This window comes from Legionella drancourtii LLAP12 (assembly GCF_000162755.2).
Classification (GTDB): Bacteria; Pseudomonadota; Gammaproteobacteria; order Legionellales; family Legionellaceae; genus Legionella; species Legionella drancourtii.
On sequence record NZ_JH413843.1, the window covers coordinates 176,698 to 192,554 of the forward strand.

Here is a 15,857-nt window from a genome sequence, read left to right on the forward strand (position 1 = left end):
TTATCCCATCAAGAAAGAATTTCATTTTATGAGCGAGTTGGAACCGAAAGGGTTTAGTGCTCCTGATGCTTCAGTATTAAGTGGTCATGGAAAATTCCTGATGCTTCAGTATTAAGTGGTCATGGAAAAATTCCTGATGCTTCAGTATTAAGTGGTCATGGAAAAATTCCCAGACACAATGAACGAAAATTCAACGATAAAATTAAATTATTAAAACAAAAAATGTCTGAGTTTAAAGACAAGCCAGAGCTTGATGCAGCATATCAAGCAGCAGCAACACTTTATGCTGCTTTAAAAAAAGCAGGAAATAGCTATTTTGCCAATGAACCTAATCCAAAATCTTTTGAGGATTTCAAACTAACCTGTACACGAGAAATAAACACCGCCCGAGAAGTACTAGATAACCATAGAGACTGGACAAAAATACTGGTCAATATTCTTGCCATAGTACTCACGGGAGGAGTAGGTTATGCAATCGCCGCTGGAATTAACATGACGATGAATAAAGGAAAATTTACGTTCTTTTCTACGGATAGTTCTTTAAAAATTAAGGAAATAGAGGAAAGTATTAAGCAAGCCGCTCCTGCAGCATAGTTAAGTCCATTTGTCGAAGACAATCTCATAAAATTCTTAAGGTTGGAAGACCTTAAGAATTTCACAACTACATCAGTTTCTGATGTAGCTTTATACCGCTTGGCCTTTATTCCTTTTTTACATGATTTTTCGTTAAAGCATTAATAGCTAATTGGTGCATACCTTATATGAGGAAACCATACTCGCGCTAGAAAAGAGGTAATACGAAATTTAGACGTGGCGGACTAATTTCATGACCTTACCAAGAAAAAATGGCCCGGGATCGGTCTTATCCGTTTGATAAGTAGGATCGAGTTCAAGCCACAGAGCCGTCTTTTTGAAATTTAAATAATCATTATGACCGATAACATAGTTAATTTCTGGGTATTTCTTTTTTAAATAACACACTAAAAATGCATTGGCTTTTACTTGAGCATCGGTTAAGTCATCCTTCCCATCAATGCCACCTATATTTTCAATACCAATCGCATAATGATTTAGACCAATGACGTGTCTTGCCATCCAATTATCAGGCATGAGCTGATGAATACGGCCATCACGCTCCACAACAAAATGGCTTGATACATTTAAGTTGCCTGGCAATTCGCTGATGCGTGGTGAGTTTTGTGGAAAAGCAGGCGAATTAAATACACGAAAAGTCGCTTTGAAGGTGGGTATGCATGTCCAGTGCAAAACAATCATTTTCGGCTCAATTTCGATTGATTTAGCGTTAATCCCATAATGGGTTAATTGATATTGCCGTGTTAAAGCAATACGCTCTTCATTAAACTGAATCGGAGTTTTATGAATTTTCTGCGCATCATGACAAGAAAAGGCATGACCCACAGAATTTAGCAAGAAGAAGCTGACTATAAAAATTTTCATCTTATTTTTTTAGCACCATGAAATAGGCAGCCACATAATCAGGTAAATGACGGTTTGCCTGATAAAAAGCATCTCTCCCCGCATAACTGCCCGTTAAAAAATCGACTTGATACAGGTTGTTTTGGAATGCACCTCCAGTATCAGCAAAAATACCCGCGCGCGTCACCATTGTTCCTGTTTGGTCAGGATATTGCACCATAAGCAATTTTCCCAGACCAAACTGTTCCAGATTCGCGGCGAACGTAACTTCGCTATTAACGGTGATTTTATGCTCTGCATCTTTGCCATAACCTTTAATGCCATTTACGGCTTTAAAATACCAATAGCGCTCTTGTTTATACGGATTTTGCGCTTTATCATACGGAATGTTATTACAACGGTGAACATTAAAGTTTTTTACCTGACCACCAAAATCAGCCAAAACCGTACCTTGCATTAAAGCCGCTTCCAAGTCTTCTCGCCGCAGATAAGCCAGGACTGGAACATTTTTATTTGCCAATGCGCCTTTTAAGATAGCTTGTTTTCCATATCGGAAGCGAGTAAGTCCAGGTTTGGTATCGGCTACTTCCAGGCTAAGCGATTCTTCATCCTTTGGCAGAGCATAAAGTGCAAAAGGATAGACTGCAGAGGGTTTGCTTGCTACTTTGGCACGATGAACATAATACTTGGTCATTAAAATTTTATCTTTGGGTAAGTTAGCAAGGAGCGGTTTTGTTAAGCGCAGTGCTTTCGTCTGCTCCACATCTGGATACCAGCGCACAAAATCAAAGTGTTTTTTAATAAAAGCGGGATCCTGAAGATTATGTTGATGCTGGCAAATAAAAAGCAAAGTTGCTTTGACGCGTGCAAGAGGCACTTTAATCACTTTGCCATCATGAATAACCCGCGGATCATAGTGATTGCCTTTGTTTAAATAAGCCAAGGTTTCTTTGGCGGTTGCGCACAAAGCCGGTCCATTAATCGCATAACGAGCAGCGGGGAATGGTTCAGCCGGAGAAAAATGTGGCGCAGCAACAGCCTGAATACTAAGGAACAAACCACAAGCAAAACTTTTTATTTTCATTGCTTACAACAAATTGATGTAAAAAAAAATGATACCATATTTACCCGCTTAAATTATAAAAATTAGCTGTAAAATGTGGCCATATCAACAAGATACTTACTTAAGCCTGGATGTAGTTGAGAAGTCATGAGTGTTGATGTTGAAGTATTACCAACTAAAAAGACATGCTAATTAAGAAAAAACCATAGCTAATTTAGCCATTACTTCAGCAACGGTAATTAACTTCATGCTTTCATCGCCGTGAACATGTTGTCCCCAAACATCTTCAATCGACTCACTGCCTAATATCATTGCTGCCGCTTCAGGGTAACGATTCACCACTAAATGAGGAAAAAGATAAGGACCAGAAATCAGAGGATTGGTTACCGCATGCAAGGCAATTACGGGGGTGTTTACCGCCGTCGCCATATGTGAAGGACCGGTATCAGGGCAAAGCACTACGTTTGCCTTGCTGATCAATGCTAACAATTGCTTGGGCTTGGTTTTTCCGGCTAAGTTGATGGCAGGAATCACTTGGGCGATTTGCTCGGCTAATTGCTTATCAAAATCACCTGGGCCACCGGTTATTACTACCTGTACCTGCCATTGCTTCTGGGCTTGACGCAAAACATCAATATAACGCTCCACCGGCCAACTACGTTCCGGCTTACTGGCAGCCGGATTAATCACGAGGATGGGGCCTTGTTGGGGCAACTGCTGCTCGGCCCATTCATAATCAACAGCGGCAATCGGTAAATCCCACCGGATTACTTTATCATGGATTCCCAGCGCTGCAGCAAATTTTAAAAAACCATCCAAAGTATGTTCAAAACCAGGAGTAACCCGTTCATTCACAAACCAACGGTGACCATCATTGGCGCGCCGATCATCATAACCAATTTTACGTTTAGCTTTAATTAAAGGATAAAGGAAGTTGGTGCGTAAACTGGCTTGCGGCGCGAGTAATACATCAAACGTGCGTCCATTCATTTGCTTCTTAAAACGCCAATAATCTGCCAGATGATGTGGTTTATCAATGACAATAAACTCAACACCATCCATCCCTTCCACTAAATCAAACGCGGGCCTGGAAATAATCCAGGTTAGTTTGGCTTGCGGTAAACTAGCTTGCAAAGTTCTAATGAGAGGAACCACCATCAAAACATCACCAAGCGCAGATAATCTTACAATACAAATAGAATTAATCATTCTGCAATACAAATCTCGAACCACAATAAGGACATACTTCCACGCCAGTTTTTTCTATAGGCAAATAAACTTTAGGATGCGCGTTCCATAAGATCATGTCATCAGTTGGACAACTTAAGGGCAATTGATCGCGATGCACAACGTAATTTTTTTTCGCGCTTGCAGGTTCTAATTTTTCTTTTAACATTATGTTCCTCAATTATAAAAATCCCTTTCCCTCAACAGGTAACAGGATTTCATTCAATAAATGATTTAGCGATTATCTAATATTTCCCTGGTTTTCGCCATAATCCCATCACGAAAAGCTGTATTTTGTGGATCATAGTACAACACATCATCCCAATGCCTAAGCCAAGTCAATTGTCGTTTTGCGAGTTGACGGGTGGCTGCGATGCCTTTATCACGCATCAGCGCATAGTCATAATCTCCATGCAAATACTCAAGTGCCTGTCGATATCCCACACAGCGCATCGAAGGTAAGTTCATGGTTAAATTCCATTTTTCTTGTAATTGCTCTACTTCTTCAATAAACCCTTGAGCTAACATTTGCTCAAAACGCAAGGCAATCCGTTCATGCAACCAAGTGCGCTGAGTGGGAAACAAAGCAAAATTTACAAATTGATAATCAGGGTCCTTTTTTTGTTGCTCCAGAAACACAGATAAAGAAGTTCCAGTTAGATAATAAACTTCCAATGCCCGTTGAATTCTTTGCGTATCATGAGCATGAATACGCGTTGCAGCTTTGGGATCAACCTGCATCAATTTTTGATGCAGCACGTCCCAGCCGTGCACGACTGCTTCATCTTCCAATTGCAGGCGGATTGCAGGATTGGCTTCCGGCAAGGTGGATAAACCCTGTTGTAAAGCATTAAAATACATCATGGTTCCACCAACTAATAAGGGGATATTACCCTTATTGTTAATCGTCACGACTAAAGACGCGACATCCGCACAAAATTGCGCCGCTGAATAAGCTTCAGTGGGATCTTTAATATCAATTAAATGATGTGGTGCAACGCGCAGCTCCTCAAGGGTTGGTTTCGCGGTGCCAATATTCATCTCGCGATAAATCATTGCGGAATCAACACTAATAATCTCAAAAGGGTATTGTTTTATTAACTCACACGCTAAAGCAGTTTTCCCTGACGCGGTAGGTCCCATTAAACAAAAAATCAATTTAGACATGTAATAACTTCCGACAATTTTCAACCGTTAATGCTTTAAATAAGCCTGGTTTTTCCTGTTCCTGTCCATGCGACTTAATCAACAACTGATTCAATTCCATTTTTTCTTCTGGACTCAATAGTCTGGGATCAAAAACTTGGGCCTCACTCACTAACGCCAACAAGGCATTCAGGTGCAACCCCTCTAAGGTAGCCACTGCATCCAAAAACAAACGCAGATCCAAATACGGAATACTTAAAGGAATCGTGCGAATCAATACCTCATTCTCACCTGATAATTCAAGCAAAATACCTAATTGGCTTAAATTGTAGCTTAGTTCCGTAATTTTCTGTCGTAAATGAGGGGTAATGGTATAACGAATGGGTACCAACAAGGGTCGGCTGGCTAAAGGCAAGTTCTGCTGAGTTAATTGCTCCTGCAAAAGATATTTTTGCAAGGCAAAGACATCAACAATATACGGTTGTTGCTGGATAAACGCTAAAAGATATTGGCTATTTAAGCTAACCCAAGGTACCTCAACATCCACTGGTGCACTTCGCGGTGTCAGGGCAAATAATTGTGGATAGGGCTCGCAAATTGCTTTCGTTTGCTCATGCGCAACAAGTGCATATGGTTCTTCGGTATTAGCTTGCGGCTCAGCGCGCAAGGCAGCCGTTAATTGCGACGTGAAAAAATCATGAACCAATCGTGGCTGTTGAAAACGCACCTCATGCTTGGTGGGATGTACGTTAACATCAACTTCCGCGCGATCAATGGTCAAATAGAGCAGACATGAGGGGAAGCGCCCTGGGTGCAATAAATCGCCATAGGCTTGCTTGATGGCATGATTAATAAGCTTGTCTTTGACCATACGTTGATTGATGTAAACCCACTGCCGATCATTTTGACTGCGTTGAAAATTGGCTCCGCTGGTCCAGCCATAAAGGCGCATCACGCCACGCTCTACATCCAAATATATAGCCTCTTTTACAAAAGCACTCCCCAGTATGCGTGTGATACGGGTTAGTTGCGCCTGTTCATTGCTTGCCGCCGGCAAAGATAAAACCTGCTTGCCATTATGTTTTAACGTTAAAGCAATTCCTGGCGCAGCTAAAGCAAAGCGTTTCACCACGGTCTCAATCGCTTGGAACTCCAGTTTTTCACTTTTTAAAAAACGTTTGCGTACTGGTGCATTAAAAAATAAATCGACCACATCAATAGTGGTTCCCTGCGTGCGTGCACAAGGGGAAAGGGTTGTTTCCATACCATGAACCCGTAACATCATGGCCGTGTCTTGTTCTGCCGGCTTGGAACTGATGCTCACTTTAGCAACGGAAGCGATACTGGCTAATGCTTCACCACGAAAACCCATACTGTCAATAGCATATAAATCATTGAGCGTGTTGATTTTACTGGTGGCATGCGCAGCAATAGCTAAAGGTAAATCATCAGCAACGATGCCTACCCCGTTATCACTGATTTTAATTTGATTTAAGCCGCCATAACCAATTTCAACGGTAATCGCATCGGCTCCAGCATCCAAAGAGTTTTCCAATAACTCTTTCACCACCGATGCAGGGCGCTCAATCACCTCACCCGCGGCGATTTGATTAGCAATCAATGCAGGTAATTGATGAATTCTTATACCCATGTCGCTGGAATCACTAATTTTTGACCAGGCCGCAGTCGAGTTATACCACGCAAATGATTTGCTGCTTGCAAAGCATTCACGGAAACATGATAACGGGCAGCAATTGCGGGCAACGTATCACCGGCATGCACTAAATGAAATTTATTCACGACCATAGCTTCAATACGTGAACCATGCGGTGGATTTTCCCAAAAATAACCTTTAATTCCTTGAAATATTGCCTGACTTAAACGAAATTGATAAGCGGAGCTAGTCAAGTTGCGCTCTTCACGCGGATTAGAAATAAATCCTGTTTCGACCAAAATGGAAGGAATATCAGGTGATTTTAACACCATAAAACGCGCTTGCTCCACACGAGCATTGTGTAAGGTGGTAAAACTACCTAATTGGCTCAATACACGTCCACCCATCTGTAAGCCTGAGTTGATGGTTGCCGTTTGCGATAAATCGATTAATACCGAACGCACCACCCCATTCCGATCATCTAATTCACCTAAATTCACCCCACCTAACTCTGAATAGTTTTCTTTTTCAGCAAGCCAACGCGCCGCTTCGCTCGTAGCACCACGTTGTGACAGAGCAAATACAGAAGCACCATTGGAATGAGGATTATGAAAAGCATCGGCATGAATCGCAACAAATACATCACCATTATATTTGCGGGCAATCTCCATGCGCTCACGTAAGCCAACATAATAATCACCCGAACGTGTCAATACAGCATGCATACCTGGCTGCTGATCAATTAAACGTTTCAATTTCAACGTAATCGCTAAAACCACATCTTTTTCTTTACTATTATGCGGACCACGAGCACCTGAATCCTTGCCGCCATGACCAGCATCCAAGACAACAATCACATTACGTAAGGCCTTAAATGGAGGGGTATTACTTACTTTGACCGGAGGTTGCTGTGCCAAAATAGGTTGTACCTTTGGTGCCGACTGGTTTTTTATCGGTAACGAGGGCGAGGAAGTCGCCACTGTGTGTATCGCTGTTGCTTTAACGACAGGATTGACGGAAGTTAAGACTACCGGTTCCTGGCTGTATAATAGGTCAACACGTACTCCAAAAGCACTACCTGGGGGCTGCCAAGGAGCCGAGCGTATCTGTACATGTTGACTAAGATCTAAAACTAAGCGTAAATTTTTAGCCTCAGCATGCCCAGTACGTACGTGTTGAATAAGCGCATTGGTTAACCCTGGTTGACGTAAATTAACCGCCAGTTGAGTGCCACTAAAATCGACTACAACACGCATTGGCTGTGACAAAATAAACAATTTATGGGTAAATGGTCCATCAAGGGTAAAAAAAAGCGATGTTTGCTTTTTTTGCTGTTTTACTTCAACCGCCTTAAGTTGGGTACCAAAGGCCGCCAATGAGCCGAAGCACATCACCATCAACAAACAGCATGAGCGTAGGATCATAATTCACCTGCAAGGCGATCTAAAATTCTTTTGCCAGTGTCGCTAAATGTTGTAATTTGCATTTCGCGTCCAGCCCCTTTCATATTTAACTTAAAACGAATATCTACTTTAGGCAATGCCTTTCCTGCTTTTTCAGCCCACTCAATACAACAGATGCTTTCATTAGTAAAATAATCTCGAAAGCCCAAATATTCCAATTCGTCTTCATGCTGGATGCGATATAAGTCAAAATGGTGCACCGGCATATTCTGACAGACATAACTTTCCACCAATGAAAAGGTAGGGCTTTTAATTGCAGAGCGAATGCCTAAATGCCTGAGCATGGCACGAATAATGGTCGTTTTTCCTGCCCCAAGATCACCACAAAAGGTGATAATTAATGGCGGGGTAAGACATGAAGCCAGACAAGTCGCAAACGCCTCGCTGGCTTGTTCATTCGGTAAATCAAAAGTTATAGCGTTATTCAATTCATTCACGGTTATTCAGTACATAAGGTAAAACATCAAACAAATCACTGGCTAATAATCCAGCACCTCCCATGGCCTGCGCCATTTGATCTCCAGCAGCGGCATGCGCATACACCGCGCACTGGGTTGCTTCGGATAAAGATAAGCCTTGGGCACAAAGACCGGCAATGATACCGCTTAATACATCGCCCATGCCAGCACTTGCCATAGCAGGATTACCTTTTGTGCATACAAAAGCATTTTTTTCCGTAGTTTGAACGATTGAACCAGTGCCTTTAAGCACTACGATGCCACCATATTGTTTTTGAATTTTTGCGGCCGCCTGATAACGATCCTTCTGAATCTGCTCGGTAGAACAAGAAAGTAACGCAGCCGCTTCACCTGGGTGTGGTGTTAATATCCAATTGTCATCCACTTGCGGATGTTCTGCTAGCAATCTTAATGCAGAAGCATCAATAACCATTGGCAATTGTGAGGTAATTGCGGCTAAATATAGATTGACGGCCCAATCACTGTCGCCCAGTCCAGGCCCAATGACACAAACCGTGGCACGAGCTAATAATGGCTGCAAATCTTTTGCTGTGTTCACCCCCCAAATCATCGCTTCAGGCATTAAGGGCAAAGGCCCTTTTGCATGTTCAGGCCAGGTGGCGATTGTTACGGCACCAGCCCCGGTACGCATTGCCGCTTTTGCAGCTAAAGCAATCGCTCCAGGCATGCCAGGACCGCCACCGATGACTAAAACATGTCCATAATCCCCTTTATGCGAATTCTTTTTACGTGGAGGCAATGGCAAAGAAACCGTGGCAGAATTTAAAAGACTAGCCACCGGTGTCTGTTTGGCAACGCACATCTCAAGTTGTAGGGAACAAGCATATATTTCACCGCAATAATCAGGACCATCACCAGTATACATCCCTGACTTTAAGGCAATAAAGGTCAAGGTGGTATCTGCTTTAACACAAAAATTTTCGACGCGGCCGGTATCTGCATTGAGTCCGGAGGGAATATCCAAAGAAACAACGGGTAAATCACTGGTATTGATCTGATTAATTGCCGCAGCAATTACCCCGTGAACAGGCCCTTTTAAGCCGATACCTAAAAGGGCATCAACGATTAATTCAACATCACTATCTAAAGGCTCATCCACAAATTGACACTCAATGCCAGCCCCTGTTGCCATTAAGGCGGCATATTGCGCTGCCGGAGGTAAATCGGCTAATGCTTTGCCTTGATAAATCGTGACCAATAACCCATGCTCATGCGCTAGGCGCGCAACCACATAACCATCGCCAGCATTATTTCCTGAGCCACAAAATACAGCGAGGTGTTTCACTTGTGGATACAGTTTTTTAATATAAAAAAACGCCTCTGCACCGGCTCGAGACATTAATTCATGTTCATCTAATTGATATAACGATGTGGCTTGTTGTTCACAGGCTCTTATTTGTTCACAACGATAAAGGGCAGCGTCTGGTTTAGTCACCTATTTGCTCCAAGATCGAATCCATAAGATAAGGGGCGATTATGGTTATCTCCCCTCTCCAATTAAGTCGGAAAAACTCTTCTCTCCAAGAGGCATAATAGGCATCAAGCTAAGTCTTACTCCTACGTTTCACAGCTTGTCTGCGAAATCCCGAGATCTACTCTTTAGACCAGATCCTTGGCTCCCGCAGACAAGCCGCGGGAAGTAGGCAGAAGATTTTTTCTTAGCTTGACGCCTATGCCCCAAAGGAAAAATGAATCTGCCAGCTTAACTTGATAATCTACATTACTTAACTAATTTTAACGACGGCTTACTTTTAATTGCAGCAACTTCAGCATCACCCATCGTAGTCGGTGGCGGTGGTGATGGCTCATCTTCAAGTTCAAAAGCAATACCTCTACCGTTTTCCTTAGCATAAATTTCCAAAACCGCAGCCGGAGGGACAAAAATTTGCTCCGTTTTTCCTGAAAAACGTGCAGTAAAAACGATGCGATCATTTTCCAATAGAAGACCACGCGTTGCCGATGGCGAAATATTTAACACAATCCGTGCCTCAACAACATGCTCTTGAGGAACCTGCACACCTAAATACTCAGCATGAACTAAAATATAAGGCGTTAATTCATTATCTACAATCCAATCATAGAAGGCGCGAATTAAATAAGGTTTGTTTGATGTCATAGTCATATCTTTATGCCGCTCTTAATTGGCGCTCAGCATCAGTCAAGCTTGCTAGAAACGCGTCTCGTTTAAACAAGCGCTGCATGTATGCAATTAAGCCTTTAAATTCTGGTGCAATTTCGATGCCTAATCGGGGCAAGCGCCACAATAAAGGAGCTAATGCACAATCCAATAAGGAAAACTCATCACTTAAGAAATACTGTTTATCTGCAAAAACAGGGTCAAGACTGGTTAAGCTTTCAAACAAATTTGCTCTTGCTTGTTCGGTGTTTGTATCTCTTAAAATTTGATTCATTAAGTAATACCAATCGTGCTCTATACGGTGCATCATTTTACGGGTTTCCGCACGTGCAACAGGATAAACAGGCAATAAGGGGGGATGAGGGAAACGCTCGTCTAAATATTCCATAATAATACGTGGTTCATACAGGACAAGTTCTCTATCAATCAGTGTAGGTACGGTTCCATAAGGATTTAAAGCTAAAAGATCAGCACTTGGTTCATTTTGTTTGGCGGGAAGAATTTCAACATTAACTCCTTTTTCAGCCAATACAATCCGTACTTGATGACTATACACATCATCAATATCAGAAAATAAAGACATTATAGTGCGCTTTGCAACAATTGCCATGAGCAACTCCTATTTATTTCATGAAAAACAGTAAGGGACCTTACAGTACAAACGTTACACTTTACCACATTTTTAACCTTTTGGGTTACTTTACTACCTAAATCTATGGTATTTTTCGCCAATAGACTTTCTTTAAGCCAATAGCCACCAACAAAAAAACACTTAAAAAAGCGATAACAATCAAGCCTATTCGGTAACGAATGCGTTGTATCGGCTCACCAACATAGACAAGAAAAGTAACTAAATCCTGCAAAAAACTATTGATTTGCGCTTGTGGCAATTCACCTTCTTTTACTAAAGATAAGGCTTTAGAACAACCTTTGCTATTTTGTTCTAAAGCCATTTCACCAATGAACGGCTCTAAAACATTCGGCATAGCAACACCCGGCTTAAGCAAATTATTAGTACCAAACGGTCTGGATTTATCATTATAGAAACTTTTCAGGTAAGTATAGAGCCAATCAGCACCTTTTTCACGGGCAATTAACGACAAATCCGGGGGTACAACACCAAACCATTGCAGTGCATCTTCTGGCGGTAAGGCAACCCGAATAGGATCATTAATTGATGCTTGCGTAAAAATAAGATTATCTTTTAATAAGCCTTCATCAACATGCCCATCAAAGCTAATTAGCCCCAACCCCTCCGCCATTTGATTATAGCGTAAATATTTTAATGAATGGCAACCTGAACAGTAATTCATATACAGCTTAGCACCACGTTGTAGGCTTGCTTGATTGCGCACGTCAATAACTGGTGCCTGCGCCCAAAGGAAGGGACTTCCCAGAAGGACAAAGATGTTGAGCAAGTAAAGCCATTTTTTATACATAATTATTAGCCCCCTATCCTTGTTGGCAACGCACGTACTGTTTCCCAACGCGTATAAAAGGGCATCAACATAAAGTAAGCAAAATAACAAACAAGGCTCATTCGTGCCACAAGCAATCGCCCAGGAGTAACGGATAACGTTCCTAAATAACCTAAAACGATAAAAGCACTCACCCCTACAAATAACATCAAGCGAGAAACACAGCCTTTATAACGCATAGACCGCACAGGGCTGCGATCTAACCAAGGCAAAAAGAAAAGAACTACTATGGCAGCCCCCATACAGATAATGCCTAACAACTTATCTGGAATAGCCCGCAGAATGGCGTAAAACGGCGACATATACCACATTGGTGCAATATGATCCGGGGTAACCATAAGATTGGCGGGTGCAAAATTATTTTGTTCCAGAAAATAGCCCCCCATCTCTGGAGCAAAAAAGACTACGGCAAAAAATAAAATTAAAAAAACAAGCGTCCCAACCAAATCCTTAACCAGATAATAAGGATGAAAAGGAATGCCATCGATAGGGTTTCCCAGCTCATTCAAAGTATTCTTAATATCAATGCCTTCAGGATTATTTGAGCCTACCTTATGTAAAGCAACCACATGCAAGAAAACAAGCATGATGATTAAGAAAGGTACCGCAATAACATGCAAAGCAAAAAATCGCTGTAAGGTCGCATTCGCAACCGAATAATCACCTCTTAGCCAAACCATTAAGTGTTCACCAATATAAGGAATCCCACCAACCAAAGAGGTGATAACTTCTGCTCCCCAATACGACATTTGTCCCCAAGGCAACAAATACCCTAAAAAGGCAGCAGCCAATAATAAAACGTATAACAACATGCCCAATAGCCAAACCAACTCCCGTGGCTGTTGATAAGAACCATAAAGCAGACCACGAAACAAATGCAAGTAAATGACGATAAAAAAGGCGGAAGCCCCCGTGGAATGCATATAACGCAATAACCAACCATAATTTACATCACGCATAATGTATTCCACAGAAGAAAAAGCCTGTTCTGCACTTGGAGTGTAAAACATAGTGAGCCATAAACCAGTAATAAACTGATTGATTAACACGAGCAATGCGAGCGAGCCAAAGAAATAAAAGAAATTTAAGTTTTTAGGTACGTAATAGGCACTGAAATATCGTTTCCAAATACTCACTAAGGGGAAACGTGCATCAAGCCAATGAAATAATCGATTCATTCTTAAGCCTCATAAATCATCTCTGCAACAAATAAAAGAGCAAGCAACATGGCAACAACCTATTGAACGTGGTTTTTATCCTCACCAATAACAATTGTATGTTTATCAATAAAATAATATGGAGGTACTTCCATATTAATCGGTGCAGGCACGCCTTTAAAAACGCGACCGGAAAGATCAAAGGTAGAACCATGGCAAGGACAGAAAAATCCTCCGGGCCAATCAGGTCCCAAATCACCTAGAGAAGGCTTATATTTAGGGGAGCAGCCAAGATGGGTACAAATCCCAATCAAAACTAAATACTCTGGATTAATTGAGCGATATTCATTTTGCGCATATGCCGGTTGCTGTGCCGTTAGCGATTGCGGATCGCGCAATTGTGGCGAATTCTGCGACAATTTTTGTAACATTGCACTCGTGCGACGGATGATCCACACGGGTTTACCACGCCACGCAACAACCGCTTGCTCACCAGGTTCCATTTTACTTAAATCCACCTGCACCGGCGCACCGTCAGCTTGGGCCTTAGCGCTGGGCAACCAGGACGATACCAGTGGCGTTAATGCACATAAGGCTCCGACCCCACCTAAAACACAAGTAGTCGCTAACAAAAAACGTCGTCGGTCTTCATCTACATACTCATTGTTCTTTTGTTCATGATCAATAATATCACTCATGATGAACTCGCTTTATAATATAGGTAGAGTCATTTGTGGTTCATTGCAGATTTGACGTTGCTGATGAGGCCTGTTGTTACATCAAACGACCCAACCTACACGGAATAAAGATAATAGGTCTTAGCAGGACGCCATAAAAAAACCCCGCATAAGCGGGGTTTCTTCGTATCCAATGACGATTAACGCTTGGAGTACTGAGTAGCACGACGTGCTTTGTGTAGCCCCACTTTCTTTCGTTCCACACGACGCGAATCACGTGTTAACAAACCACGGGCACGAAGTTTTCTACGGAATGAATCAGGGTTTGGCTCAGCATCTTCTGCTAATCCTTGCTCATCATAAGCAACTAAGGCTCTAGCGATACCTAAACGAACAGCACCTGCTTGACCAGAAATTCCGCCGCCAATAACAGTAACATAAATATCAAACTTATTAACTAATTCAACTGTTTCTAAAGGTTGCATTACAACCATGCAAGAGGTTTCACGGCAAAAATATTCTTGTAAAGAGCGACCATTAACTTTGATCTCCCCTTTACCTGGGCGCAAAAACACACGAGCTGTTGAACTTTTTCTACGGCCTGTGCCATAATATTGCTTCATTTCAGCCATAATACTTATTCCTCAATATCTAGTTGCTTGGGTTGCTGTGCAGTATGCGGATGCTCGCTGCCAACATATACTTTCAGCTTGCGATACATCTCTCTACCCAAAGGATTTTTTGGTAACATGCCTTTTACAGCAAGCTCGATAATTTTAGCAGGATTTCTAGCCTGTAATTTTTCAAAACTATCTGATTTTATACCACCTGGGTGACCAGTATGACGGTAATACATCTTGTCTTTAAACTTACGACCAGTCACAGTAACTTTCTCTGCGTTTGTGACGATGATGTAGTCGCCAGTATCAACATGGGGGGTAAACTCAGCTTTATGCTTGCCGCGTAAACGACGGGCAATCTCAGTAGCTAAGCGACCTAAAACTTTATCGCTGGCATCAACCACGAACCAGTCACGTTTGACTTCATGGCTTTTGGCACTAAATGTCTTCATTAAATGAACTCCGAACTGCCTAAATTAGTAATCTTCTATCATGGACGGGCGATTTTAACCAAAACAGAAACATCCTACAAGTAAAAAGGGTAAAAATTTACAAACAAATAATTAAATTCATGGAAATAGAACAAATTTCATGTATTTAAATGTGTATCTTGAGCGTAGGTTGGGCCTTGACCCAACCGGCTAAGTATCGCACAACTCTTGCATCAGGCCAAGGCCAAAATAATAACGATTGGATTATACTTGCTCAGAATCAATTAGCAATTCGTGAGCAACTACACCAGAAATTAAATGAGAATCTATAATTTCATCAATATCGGCAAAAGATGCATAAGAATACCATACACCTTCAGGATAAATTACGATACAAGGTCCTGAACCACAACGACCAAGACAACCTGATTTACTGACACGAACATTTCCTGGACCATGGATGCCCAGCTCGACTAAGCGAGATTTCATGTAAGTAAAAAACTCTTCACCGCCAGAATTAGCGCAGCATTGCTTGCCTGCGGCTTTCTGGTTCGTACATATGAGTATGTGTTTTGCATAATAAGCCAACAAACTAACTTCCTATCTCTTCAATTTTAGTTTTTAATTTCAAGCCAGATTTAAACGTCACGACTCTTCTGGCTACAACTGGAATTTCTTCACCAGTTTTTGGATTTCGACCAGGTCTTTGTGGCTTATCCCTTAACGTAAAATTACCAAAACCTGATAATTTTACATGATGTCCGTGCTCTAGGGCATGTCGAAGTACTTCAAAAAAATTCTCGACCATCTCCTTAGAGGCAGGTTTAGACAATTTTAATTCATCACACAGGGTTTCTGCCATTATTGCTTTGCTCAGTGCATTCACGA

At 41.8% G+C, this 15,857-nt stretch carries 19 protein-coding genes; 1 reads left to right on the forward strand and 18 read right to left on the reverse strand.

Translation table 11 applies throughout. The features are described from left to right. Positions 1-222: 222 nt before the first annotated feature. Entirely contained in the window at positions 223-594 is a 372-nt protein-coding gene (locus LDG_RS14125) for a hypothetical protein (RefSeq protein WP_006872098.1), read from the forward strand. 210 nt (positions 595-804) lie between these two features. On the opposite strand, the gene LDG_RS14130 is transcribed toward LDG_RS14125, so the two are convergent. The 18 genes from LDG_RS14130 to LDG_RS14215 form a co-directional block, all read right to left on the reverse strand. Beyond that, a complete protein-coding gene (locus LDG_RS14130) occupies positions 805-1,458 on the reverse strand; it encodes an N-acetylmuramoyl-L-alanine amidase (protein WP_006872099.1) in 654 nt (217 codons plus the stop codon). A 1-nt stretch (position 1,459) separates the two neighbouring features. Further along, the gene (locus tag LDG_RS14135; RefSeq protein WP_040536007.1) at positions 1,460-2,521 is read right to left on the reverse strand and encodes a hypothetical protein; all 1,062 of its coding nucleotides are present in this window, start codon (positions 2,519-2,521) and stop codon (positions 1,460-1,462) included. Between the two features lie 171 nt (positions 2,522-2,692). After that, on the reverse strand, positions 2,693-3,709 hold the full coding sequence (locus tag LDG_RS14140) for a glycosyltransferase family 9 protein (protein ID WP_006872102.1): 1,017 nt from the start codon (positions 3,707-3,709) through the stop codon (positions 2,693-2,695). Then, positions 3,702-3,896, reverse strand: coding sequence for a zinc-finger domain-containing protein (locus tag LDG_RS14145; RefSeq protein WP_006872103.1), 195 nt, complete (start codon positions 3,894-3,896; stop codon positions 3,702-3,704). The genes LDG_RS14140 and LDG_RS14145 overlap by 8 nt, the downstream gene beginning before the upstream one ends. 65 nt (positions 3,897-3,961) lie before the next feature. Further along, entirely contained in the window at positions 3,962-4,894 is a 933-nt protein-coding gene (gene miaA, locus LDG_RS14150) for a tRNA (adenosine(37)-N6)-dimethylallyltransferase MiaA (protein ID WP_006872104.1), read from the reverse strand. Beyond that, positions 4,887-6,524, reverse strand: a complete 1,638-nt coding sequence (gene mutL, locus LDG_RS14155) for a DNA mismatch repair endonuclease MutL (RefSeq protein WP_006872105.1) — start codon at positions 6,522-6,524, stop codon at positions 4,887-4,889. The genes miaA and mutL overlap by 8 nt, the downstream gene beginning before the upstream one ends. Beyond that, positions 6,515-7,951 carry an N-acetylmuramoyl-L-alanine amidase gene (locus LDG_RS14160; protein WP_040536009.1) on the reverse strand — a complete coding sequence of 479 codons (1,437 nt, stop codon included), beginning with the start codon at positions 7,949-7,951 and terminating at the stop codon, positions 6,515-6,517. Before LDG_RS14160 ends, mutL begins: the two co-directional genes overlap by 10 nt. After that, positions 7,948-8,433: a tRNA (adenosine(37)-N6)-threonylcarbamoyltransferase complex ATPase subunit type 1 TsaE gene (tsaE, locus tag LDG_RS14165; RefSeq protein ID WP_040536011.1), complete on the reverse strand. Its 486-nt coding sequence runs from the start codon at positions 8,431-8,433 to the stop codon at positions 7,948-7,950. The genes LDG_RS14160 and tsaE overlap by 4 nt, the downstream gene beginning before the upstream one ends. Beyond that, positions 8,420-9,904, reverse strand: coding sequence for an NAD(P)H-hydrate dehydratase (locus tag LDG_RS14170; RefSeq protein WP_006872108.1), 1,485 nt, complete (start codon positions 9,902-9,904; stop codon positions 8,420-8,422). The genes tsaE and LDG_RS14170 overlap by 14 nt, the downstream gene beginning before the upstream one ends. A 285-nt stretch (positions 9,905-10,189) precedes the next feature. Then, on the reverse strand, positions 10,190-10,591 hold the full coding sequence (locus LDG_RS14175; RefSeq protein ID WP_040536014.1) for a ClpXP protease specificity-enhancing factor: 402 nt from the start codon (positions 10,589-10,591) through the stop codon (positions 10,190-10,192). 4 nt (positions 10,592-10,595) lie between these two features. Next, the gene (locus tag LDG_RS14180) at positions 10,596-11,216 is read right to left on the reverse strand and encodes a glutathione S-transferase N-terminal domain-containing protein (protein ID WP_006872110.1); all 621 of its coding nucleotides are present in this window, start codon (positions 11,214-11,216) and stop codon (positions 10,596-10,598) included. A gap of 103 nt (positions 11,217-11,319) precedes the next feature. Next, on the reverse strand, positions 11,320-12,045 hold the full coding sequence (locus LDG_RS14185; RefSeq protein WP_006872111.1) for a cytochrome c1: 726 nt from the start codon (positions 12,043-12,045) through the stop codon (positions 11,320-11,322). Between the two features lie 5 nt (positions 12,046-12,050). Next, positions 12,051-13,262, reverse strand: coding sequence for a cytochrome b (locus tag LDG_RS14190; protein ID WP_006872112.1), 1,212 nt, complete (start codon positions 13,260-13,262; stop codon positions 12,051-12,053). Positions 13,263-13,321: 59 nt separating this feature from the next. Further along, positions 13,322-13,939 (reverse strand): ubiquinol-cytochrome c reductase iron-sulfur subunit, encoded by a 618-nt coding sequence (gene petA, locus LDG_RS14195; RefSeq protein ID WP_006872113.1) that lies wholly within the window; start codon positions 13,937-13,939, stop codon positions 13,322-13,324. A 179-nt stretch (positions 13,940-14,118) separates the two neighbouring features. Then, complete coding sequence (gene rpsI, locus LDG_RS14200) at positions 14,119-14,550, reverse strand: 30S ribosomal protein S9 (protein WP_006872114.1); 432 nt, start codon at positions 14,548-14,550, stop codon at positions 14,119-14,121. 5 nt (positions 14,551-14,555) lie between these two features. Next, positions 14,556-14,990, reverse strand: a complete 435-nt coding sequence (gene rplM / locus LDG_RS14205) for a 50S ribosomal protein L13 (RefSeq protein ID WP_006872115.1) — start codon at positions 14,988-14,990, stop codon at positions 14,556-14,558. 243 nt (positions 14,991-15,233) lie between these two features. Beyond that, on the reverse strand, positions 15,234-15,560 hold the full coding sequence (locus LDG_RS14210; protein WP_006872116.1) for a (2Fe-2S) ferredoxin domain-containing protein: 327 nt from the start codon (positions 15,558-15,560) through the stop codon (positions 15,234-15,236). Position 15,561: 1 nt separating this feature from the next. Beyond that, positions 15,562-15,855 carry an integration host factor subunit alpha gene (locus LDG_RS14215; RefSeq protein ID WP_006872117.1) on the reverse strand — a complete coding sequence of 98 codons (294 nt, stop codon included), beginning with the start codon at positions 15,853-15,855 and terminating at the stop codon, positions 15,562-15,564. Positions 15,856-15,857 lie beyond the last annotated feature (2 nt).